This is a genomic window from Streptomyces sp. YS-3 (assembly GCF_045257485.1).
Taxonomy (GTDB): domain Bacteria; phylum Actinomycetota; class Actinomycetes; order Streptomycetales; family Streptomycetaceae; genus Streptomyces.
Genome location: NZ_JBJHPC010000346.1, coordinates 1 through 7838, shown reverse-complemented (window position 1 = coordinate 7838; position 7838 = coordinate 1). Strand labels below are relative to the sequence as shown.

The window sequence follows — 7838 nt, the reverse complement described above, 5'->3', positions numbered from 1 at the left end:
GCCCAGTTCAGCTCGCCCCCGCCAGCGTCCTCCCCGGCGATCGGCCCCGTGCTGGGTTAGGCCACCATCTCCTGGCGCATCCGGTCCAGGGCATGGCCGGCGGCGTCCCGGCTGGCCGGGAGCCGATCGCCTGCGGCCCGCATGATCCGCTGCAACTGGTGCGGCAGCCGCTGCCGAGCGGCCTCGGCGACGGCCGTCTCCAGACAGGTGGTGGCGCCGTCGCGATCGTCGGCCAGCAGCCGTACGTGGGCAACGGTGATCAGCTCGATGACGCGCCACTGCGGGGCCACCGTCATGGTCGGGATCGGGGCTTGCTCGATCAGCCGTATGGCGATGTCCGCCCGGCCGGTGGCGACCAGACCGCGCAGCCGGATCTCGTGCAGCGCGTAGGGGTTGAACAGCGAGGTGTGCTCCACCACCTCCAGCAGCGACGCCGTCTCGCTGACGACGGCATCGAACAGCGTGCCGTCGCCGAGGGATCCGGCGGCGCGGGCCAGGAGCGGGAGGACAGCAGCTCGCGCGGCAGGGTCGGGGGCGAGAGCGGCGGCGTGCTGGAGGCGGTGGACGGCGGCCCCCTTCATGCCCGCCTTGCGCAGCTCGTTGCCATGCATCCGCAGCGCGGACGAGGAGAAGGCCCGATCACCGAAGTACTGGGCGATCGGCAGGCTCTTGCCCGTCCAGCGCGCAGCGGTCGCGAGCCTTTCCTCGGGCAGCACGTTGCCCAGCGCCACGCCGAGTCCGACCCGGGCCCGCGCCAGCAGGTACAGGACCTCCCGTTCTGCATGACCGTCCTCCAGGCGGGCCTCCAACCGGGCGACCAGCGGCCAGAGTTCAGCCACGGCCTCGGTGGCGTGGCCGGACTGGCGGGCGATCTCCGCCAGGCGCACAGTGGACTCCCCGAACTGGAGCATCGCGCGGTGGTCGGTGTCAGCGACGTCGGTGATGCCGAGCAGGTGCGGGGGCAGGCGCAACTGGTCCGCGATGCGCCGCCGCGAGCCGACGTCCTCCACCGTGCGCTTGCCCAGCTCGATCGCGGACACGTACGTCTTGTCGTAGCCGAGCAGGTGCCCCAGCTCCGTCTGGTTCAGGCCGTGAACCGCCCGGAACAGCCGCAGGATCTTGCCCAGGTCGCCGGTTACGAGGATCTGCTGCGCCTGGCTAGTGGCCCAGTGCCAGGCAGCGAACCGGGACGGCGGCCGTGGTTCCAGCGCCCTGCCTCCGACGGGTTCCTTCCCTGTGCCATCCACGGGTTACACCTGGGCGAACCACGCCGCGATGGACCGCTTGTAGCCCTCGGGCATCCTCAGCGACGGTACCTCATCAGCCGTGAACAGGCCGACCTGCTTGTGCTCGTGGCTGACGACCGGGGCCCGGTCGGGAGTCAGGACCGTACAGCCGTAGGTGACGATCAGAACGCGCCGCCCCGGGATCGGCTCGTAGATCCACGCGCCGCCGTCGATCAGAGATCCGGTCTGGATCTTCCAGCCGGTCTCCTCGGCGATCTCCCGCTCCAGGGCCTGCTCGGGCGAGTAGTCCGGGATCTGCGATCCGTCCGGGCTGCCGACTTCCAGGCGGCCTCCGGGCAGCTCCCACTCGTCTCTCTCGTTCCGCAGCAGCAGGACCCGGCCCTGTGCGTCGAGCGCGACGCCCTTGATGGAGACGGGCCACAACGGCGGCGTGTACGGCATGGCGGCGTTCCTCGTCCAGCAGCGCGTGTAAGGGGCGATCGGAACGTAGCACGCCAGCCCCAACTCAGCTGCGTTCTGCCCGACTTGCCCGAGTCGACAATCAGTCGCTTTACCGCCCACCCGTTGGCCGCGAACAGTGGGTCAGCCACCCAGCGAAGGAGACCCGTGATGAGCCACGCCCACGCCCTGCGTGCTCCCGCCCCGCCGTTCCAGCCGGCCACCACGCTGTCCGTGAACGACCTCGCGGAGCAGCTGCGGCAGACCGGGCTGGTCACCGTGGACCAGCTGATGGTCCGCTCGGTCCTCACCACATTCGCTGCCCGCATCATGCGCGTCACCGCCCACCGCGACAGCGACGCGCGGGACGGGGTGACCACCATCTACGACACCCGCCGCGACGCGCGGCGGGCCGGGTACGGTGGCTTCACCAGCAGCGAACTCACCCCCCACACGGAGCGCTCCGGTATCCCCCGGCCGCCCCGCCTGATGCTGCTGGTGTGTGCCAATCCGGCGGCCAAGGGCGGCGAGTGCCTGCTGACCGACGGGCAGGCCGTCCACGCCGACCTCGCCGCCCACTACCCCGAAGCCCTGGACCTGCTGTCCACGCGGCACACCGCTTTCTTCGGGGGCGGCGACGGCCACGCCAGCCAGGTCTTCACCCGCCAAGGCCCAGGGCGGGTCTCCATCCGGCTGCGCCTGGACGCGCTGGCACGCTGGAACCCCTTGATCGAGCCCCACCTGCCCGTCCTGCGGGCCACGATCGCCCGCCACCAGATCACGGTGCCGCTCCTGGCCGGACAGGGCTACCTGCTGGACAACAGCCGCTGGCTGCACGCCCGCAACGCCTTCACCGGTGACCGCCTGATGTGGCGGGTCCTGGGCGAGCCACTGCCCGGCCTCGGCCTCCTCCCCCATGGATTCCGCCTCGCCACGAGCGCCCCCGGCCGCACCCCCGAGGAGGCCGTGTCGTGACCCAGCGCCACGCCCGCATCGCCGTGTCCGGAGCTGCGGACCTAGCCCGCACTCGCGACCGCGTCCTCGCACTGATCGTCGACTGGGGAGTGACGCTGGAAGCCGAGCAGCACGGCGCGATCAAGCTGGTGACCTCGGAACTCGTCACCAACGCCGTCACCCATGCAGCGGGCCCAGTCACCGTTGCCCTCTCTCTCGACGACCGGCTGCTCCTGGCGGTGTACGACGGCAGCCAGGTACTTCCCGCCCGGCTGGAGGCCGACTACGCGGCCGAGTCCGGGCGCGGGCTTCTCCTGGTCGAAGCCTTCGCAAGCCGCTCAGGCTGGGACCGCGTGCCCGAGGGCAAGAAGGTGTGGGCCGAGTGGGACGTGGTCCTGCCGACCGAAGCGGTCAGCGTCCGCACCCGGGCGGCGACCAGACCCTGCCGCAGGCTTCACGTCTTGCCCAAGGGCGTGGCGCTGGCCGGAGCAGTCCAGTGAGCGGGCACAGGTCTGCTCTCTTCAGCGCGCTCAGCGGAGCCATGTCGCGCGGCACGTCATGCGCGGGCGAGCAGGACCGTGGCGCGCTGGGACAGCTCGCGGGCCGCGGTGACGTTCTCGTACCGGGCGAGTCGGACGCGGAGGTCTTCGGCGGCGTCGCGGACCTTGATGGACTGGACGCCTTCGGCGCAGTCCAGGAACTCGCTCCACACCACGAGGGCCCCGTCGAGGTCGCCCTGCTGGAGGTGGAGGCCGCCGAGGTTCCCGAGCACGCTCGCGCGGGTGCGGCGGCGGTCCAGGCCGTAGGTGTCGAGGGCCTGGTGGAGGTGTTCGCGGGCGGCGGGGAGGTCGCCCATTCTCGCGAGGGTCATGCCCGACGCGTACGCCCACCGGCCGATGGTGAAGTGGGATGCCCAGGACTGGCCGGGGGGTGCGGTGGCGGTGCGCTCGATCTCGGTCTGGGAGGCGGCGAGGGCTTGCATGGCCAGGCGGTGGTTGCCGTCCAGGGCAGCGGCCTCGGCGAGCGTGGACTGGTAGTAGGCGACGGCCCGGGGGTCGTCGAGGTCTTTCGCGTAGGTCATGGCCTTCTCGGCCAGGGCGAACGCTTCGGCGCGGTGGCGCGGCCCGCGAGCGATGGACTGAACGGCGGCCCCGCGCAGGGCAGTCGCGGCCAGCTCCGGCTCACCCGCTTCGGCGGCGGGCCGCCAGGCGTGCCCGTAGTAGTACTGGGCCTTGTTCTGATGTGGCCGGTCGTCACTCTCGTCCTGGGTCATCCAGCCGACCAGGTGCGCCAGTTGGGAGGTGGCGGCGTACAGCTTGCGGCCGGTGGCCTCGGTGTAGCGGCCCTCCAGCCAGGGACCGACGTTGTCGATCAGGTAGTCCACCGCGAGGCGTTTGACGTGGCCGCCGCCGTACTCGGCCGCCAGGTTCCCGAGCGTCGTGACCATGGTTTCGATCGCAGCCACCTCGCCGGCGCCGACCCGGACGGCGGTGGGGGCTGCGGTGCGGACGCGTCGGGTGATCGCTTCAGCGTCGGGGACGCCGAGGAAGGCGAGGGCTGTACCGCCCGAGGCGGTCAGGAAGATCCGACGGTCCACGTCGCTGTCGCTCCTTCCAAGGGCCAGAACGGATTCCACGGTATCCACGTACACGGGCTCAGGTCCGGGGATCTCGGCCACTTGATCCGTTGCGATTCCCAGAACGCTGACCACGGCGGGCATCCACAGCTCGCCCGGCAGACGCTCGCCCGCCAGGAGCTTGCGCGCGTACTGGCGGGACATGCCGGTGGGACCCCGGGCAGCTGCGATGCCGAGCGCACGGGCGAGCTTGGTCGGCCCCCAGCCGCGCTCCTCGCACGCCTGCCGGATCTGCCTGGCGATCCGCTCACCACCGGAGTCCATGGCCTCCCCGACCTTCCCTCCGCCCAGGGTTACACGGGACTACACGGGGTTACATCTTGGGCCCTCTCCCCTTACCCCGTACGGGAGTTGAGTGGATTCCACGCCGATCAGCGACCGCTGGGAACGGGAAACGGAGTGATCCATGAGCGCACGGCACCGGCACGCCCGCACCGGCCGCCAGCCCTGCGACGAGAGCCGACTCCCACTGGTCGTGCTTCTGCTGCTCGGTATGGCCGGACCCGCCTGGACTCTGCGCGATCCGCTGGCCGTGATCGTCACCGAGACGGTGCGGGAGGCCGTCTCGGTGACGCTGCCGGACGCTCCCCCGTCCGACCCCTGAAGACGCTCCGGCACTCGCACGTTGGTCCGTTCCGGGTGCCGGAGCTCCCCAGGCTCCGCCCGTTCCCACTGGCAGTCGGCCGGGTGGACGCGGGTGCCGACCGGTCCCCGAGGCCGATCGGCACCCGCAGCAACGAGACCTCTCTACCGGTGTGAAGGAGAACCTCCTATGTCGCTTGAACAGCGCCTTTCCGGCAAGACCGTGCTGGTCACCGGGGCTGGCGGGCTGATCGGCAGCCGGATCGTTGACCGGCTGCGGCAGGTCGGCGCGCGCCCGGTCTCGGTGTGCAAGCTCGACGCCTACCCTCCCGACGTCTACCGCAGCCGTTTCGGCATCGACCCGCTGGGCCCGGACTTCATCATCGGAGACATCGCGGACCCCCAGCTAATGCGCACGGTCGTGCCCGGCTGCGACTACGTGATCCACGCGGCTGCCCTGGCCGACGTCGCCGCGTGCACCCGGCGACCGCTGGACGCCATCGGCACGAACATCATCGGCACCCAGCACGTCCTGGACGCCGTGGCGTCCTCGGACCGCGTGCGGCGCTTGGTGTTCGTGTCCTCCGCCAGCGTCTACGGCAACGGCCCCCACCCCGGCGCCCCGGACCCGCTCCACGGCCTCGTGTCCGTACCGGCACAGTTTTCCGAGGGCGGGGCAATGTGCCCGGTGTCGGTGTACGGGAACACCAAGGCGTGGGGTGAGCACCAGACCGCCGCCATGCTCAGTGGGGCCAGCGTCTCGTACGCGATCGTGCGCTACTTCTCCGTCTACGGCGAGCCGCAGGTCATCAAGGAGAACTCCCACTCGTGGGTGGTGGCCTGGTTCGCGATGCGCGCGGCCTGCGGGCTGCCCCTGCATCTCAACGGCGGCGGACACCAGGTCCGTGACTTCGTCCACGTGGACGACATCGCCACCGGCACCCTGCACGCACTGGTGGCTGAGGGCGCCCACAACGAGACGGTGAACATCGGCACGGGCACCGCCACCACGATCCGCCAGGTCGCCGAGCTGGTATCCGCCCACTACAAGGGCGCCACGCTCGTGTCGACGCCGATGCCGCCGGGCGACCCCGAGGGCGGCTACGCCAGCGTGGAGCGGATGCGCACGGTGCTGGGCTGGCAGCCGGGCATCACGGTCGCCGAGGGCATCGCCCGCTACGCAGCATGGCTCGCCGCGACACCCGGCGCGATCCCCGCGTGGCTGCATCCCGCGCCGCCCACGCCGGTGGGCTAGATCACCGGCGGACGGCCGAGCCGGGTCATGCGCCACACGGTGCGCCAGCGCATCGGCCGGCGCCCGCCGCACGGGGTGCGCCACCCCTCGGCGAACCCCGAGAACCACGCCTTCAGACCGGCCAGGTCACGGGTGCGGACCACGGTCAGGGCGAGCCAGGTACCGAGGTAGAGGGGCACAAGAAGGGCGGGCAGGTGACGGCGGGCCAGGTAGACGCGGTTGCGGGCGGTCATCCGGTAGAAGAACGCATGCCGGGCCGGGGAGGTCCGGGGGTGCTGGAGCAGAAGCTGCGGCTCGTAGACGACGCGCCATCCGGCATCCAGCGCCCGCCACGCCATGTCCGTCTCCTCATGGGCGAAGAAGAACATCTCGGGCCAGTCACCGACCTCGCGAAGCATGCGGGTGGACAGGGCGTGGCCGCCGCCGAGGAAGGTGGTGACCTCGCCGCCCTGCATCGGATCACCGGCGCGCAAGCGCGGGACGTGACGGCGCTGCGTCACCCCGGTCTCGTCCGCGATCCGAAAGCTGACGATGCCCAGAGTGGGATCGTTCTCGTACAGGTCGCTGATGCGGGCGACGACGTCGTCGGCGACGAGCAGCCCGTCGTCATCGAGGTCCACGACGACGTCGACGTCCCGCAGGTGTGCCAGGGCGGCGTTGCGCCCACCGGTGACCCCGAGATTGTCGGCCAGCTCCACCCGCTCGACCCAGCCAGGCAGGTCGTCGGGGAGCGTGCAGCCGTTGCCGACGAGCACGGTCCTCGCGGGCTTGACCGTCTGGGCCTCAACCGACGCCAGCAGCTCCGCGACTTCCTTCGGCCGCGTCCCCATGGTCAGCACGGCCACGCCCACCTTGATGCCCACCAACGTCTCTTCATCCTTTCGAGGAGTCCCGTGTCCTCAGCACGAACCCGGCGGCCTGCCACCGCGTCCCTGCACGACCGGGCGGTCCAGCGGTCGCTTCCGGCCCACCAGTACATGGACCGGGCCACCGTGAACTGGATCGCCCAGAACCGGCCCACGCCCGCTCTGGCGCCCGTGGCGTTCACCCTCCCACAACCTGGCCGTCGCTTTGTGCCGGAGTCCACCTGGTTCGCCGACGCCCGGCTGGCCGACTCCATCCACGGCATCCGCCACCAGGCCCGTGTCTGCCTGCTGGCCGATCTCCTGGCCCAGCACCACCAGCTCAGCCCGGACGACGCCGCGGCCCTGTGCCTGGCGGCGGCCGTCCACGACTGCCGCCGCCACGACGACCGGGACGACTCAGGGCACGGGCAACGGACGGCTTCGTGGCTGAAGCGCCACAGCGACACCGTCCTCACCACGTTCGGCCAGGAGCTGCCCACGTACTCACGGGACCAGGCAGCGGCGGCCGTCGGCCTCCACGACGTGCCGCACGAGACGTTCACCCCCTCCCAGAGACGCGCCTACCAGCAGGCCCCGCACCTGGTCGACCTACATAAGGCGGCCGACGCCCTGGACCGCTACCGGCTCCCCTTACAGCACTGGTGGCCCGACCTGTCCCGCCTACGCGCCACCGTCCCCGACTGGCTGCCCACGGTCGCCTTCGAGCTGGTGGTCCGCAGCGAGCACGCCCGCCTCGACGGCGCCACCCACCGCCAAGCCCTCGATGACGCCTGTCAACTCTTCACCACCCCGCCGAAAGGAGCTCGGCTCTGATGGACACCGCATGGGACAACGCCCACACCGACCACACCCTCCCCACC

9 protein-coding genes are annotated in these 7838 nt (G+C 71.2%); 5 read left to right on the top strand and 4 right to left on the bottom strand.

Going from position 1 to position 7838, the window contains the following annotated elements; all coding sequences use genetic code 11:
* Positions 1–56: 56 nt before the first annotated feature.
* Together ACJA3G_RS24485 and ACJA3G_RS24480 are read right to left on the bottom strand one after the other, a co-directional pair.
* A complete protein-coding gene (locus tag ACJA3G_RS24485) occupies positions 57–1247 on the bottom strand; it encodes a helix-turn-helix domain-containing protein (RefSeq protein ID WP_406555194.1) in 1191 nt (396 codons plus the stop codon).
* 3 nt (positions 1248–1250) lie between these two features.
* Positions 1251–1688: an NUDIX domain-containing protein gene (locus ACJA3G_RS24480; RefSeq protein ID WP_406555193.1), complete on the bottom strand. Its 438-nt coding sequence runs from the start codon at positions 1686–1688 to the stop codon at positions 1251–1253.
* A gap of 168 nt (positions 1689–1856) precedes the next feature.
* Between ACJA3G_RS24480 and ACJA3G_RS24475 the strand changes: the two genes are divergently transcribed.
* Together ACJA3G_RS24475 and ACJA3G_RS24470 are read left to right on the top strand one after the other, a co-directional pair.
* The gene (locus ACJA3G_RS24475) at positions 1857–2660 is read left to right on the top strand and encodes a TauD/TfdA family dioxygenase (protein ID WP_406555192.1); all 804 of its coding nucleotides are present in this window, start codon (positions 1857–1859) and stop codon (positions 2658–2660) included.
* Positions 2657–3139 carry an ATP-binding protein gene (locus ACJA3G_RS24470; RefSeq protein WP_406555191.1) on the top strand — a complete coding sequence of 161 codons (483 nt, stop codon included), beginning with the start codon at positions 2657–2659 and terminating at the stop codon, positions 3137–3139. The genes ACJA3G_RS24475 and ACJA3G_RS24470 overlap by 4 nt, the downstream gene beginning before the upstream one ends.
* A 56-nt stretch (positions 3140–3195) precedes the next feature.
* On the opposite strand, the gene ACJA3G_RS24465 is transcribed toward ACJA3G_RS24470, so the two are convergent.
* Positions 3196–4539 carry a tetratricopeptide repeat protein gene (locus ACJA3G_RS24465; protein WP_406555190.1) on the bottom strand — a complete coding sequence of 448 codons (1344 nt, stop codon included), beginning with the start codon at positions 4537–4539 and terminating at the stop codon, positions 3196–3198.
* A 142-nt stretch (positions 4540–4681) separates the two neighbouring features.
* On the opposite strand from ACJA3G_RS24465, the gene ACJA3G_RS24460 reads away from it, so the two are divergent.
* Positions 4682–4879: a hypothetical protein gene (locus ACJA3G_RS24460; RefSeq protein WP_406555189.1), complete on the top strand. Its 198-nt coding sequence runs from the start codon at positions 4682–4684 to the stop codon at positions 4877–4879.
* 168 nt (positions 4880–5047) lie between these two features.
* Positions 5048–6112: an NAD-dependent epimerase/dehydratase family protein gene (locus ACJA3G_RS24455; RefSeq protein WP_406555188.1), complete on the top strand. Its 1065-nt coding sequence runs from the start codon at positions 5048–5050 to the stop codon at positions 6110–6112.
* On the opposite strand, the gene ACJA3G_RS24450 is transcribed toward ACJA3G_RS24455, so the two are convergent.
* Positions 6109–6942, bottom strand: a complete 834-nt coding sequence (locus tag ACJA3G_RS24450; protein ID WP_406555195.1) for a glycosyltransferase family 2 protein — start codon at positions 6940–6942, stop codon at positions 6109–6111. The genes ACJA3G_RS24455 and ACJA3G_RS24450 overlap by 4 nt on opposite strands.
* Positions 6943–7005: 63 nt before the next feature.
* On the opposite strand from ACJA3G_RS24450, the gene ACJA3G_RS24445 reads away from it, so the two are divergent.
* Positions 7006–7791 carry a hypothetical protein gene (locus ACJA3G_RS24445; RefSeq protein ID WP_406555187.1) on the top strand — a complete coding sequence of 262 codons (786 nt, stop codon included), beginning with the start codon at positions 7006–7008 and terminating at the stop codon, positions 7789–7791.
* Positions 7792–7838: the final 47 nt, after the last annotated feature.

What these genes read in the sequence shown, in the direction of transcription:
- ACJA3G_RS24465 (WP_406555190.1), bottom strand. Translation starts at nt 4,539, where the DNA reads ATGGACTCCGGTGGTGAGCGGATCGCCAGGCAGATCCGGCAGGCGTGC.
- ACJA3G_RS24475 (WP_406555192.1), top strand. Translation starts at nt 1,857, where the DNA reads ATGAGCCACGCCCACGCCCTGCGTGCTCCCGCCCCGCCGTTCCAGCCG.
- ACJA3G_RS24460 (WP_406555189.1), top strand. Translation starts at nt 4,682, where the DNA reads ATGAGCGCACGGCACCGGCACGCCCGCACCGGCCGCCAGCCCTGCGAC.
- ACJA3G_RS24480 (WP_406555193.1), bottom strand. Translation starts at nt 1,688, where the DNA reads ATGCCGTACACGCCGCCGTTGTGGCCCGTCTCCATCAAGGGCGTCGCG.
- ACJA3G_RS24455 (WP_406555188.1), top strand. Translation starts at nt 5,048, where the DNA reads ATGTCGCTTGAACAGCGCCTTTCCGGCAAGACCGTGCTGGTCACCGGG.
- ACJA3G_RS24450 (WP_406555195.1), bottom strand. Translation starts at nt 6,942, where the DNA reads ATGGGGACGCGGCCGAAGGAAGTCGCGGAGCTGCTGGCGTCGGTTGAG.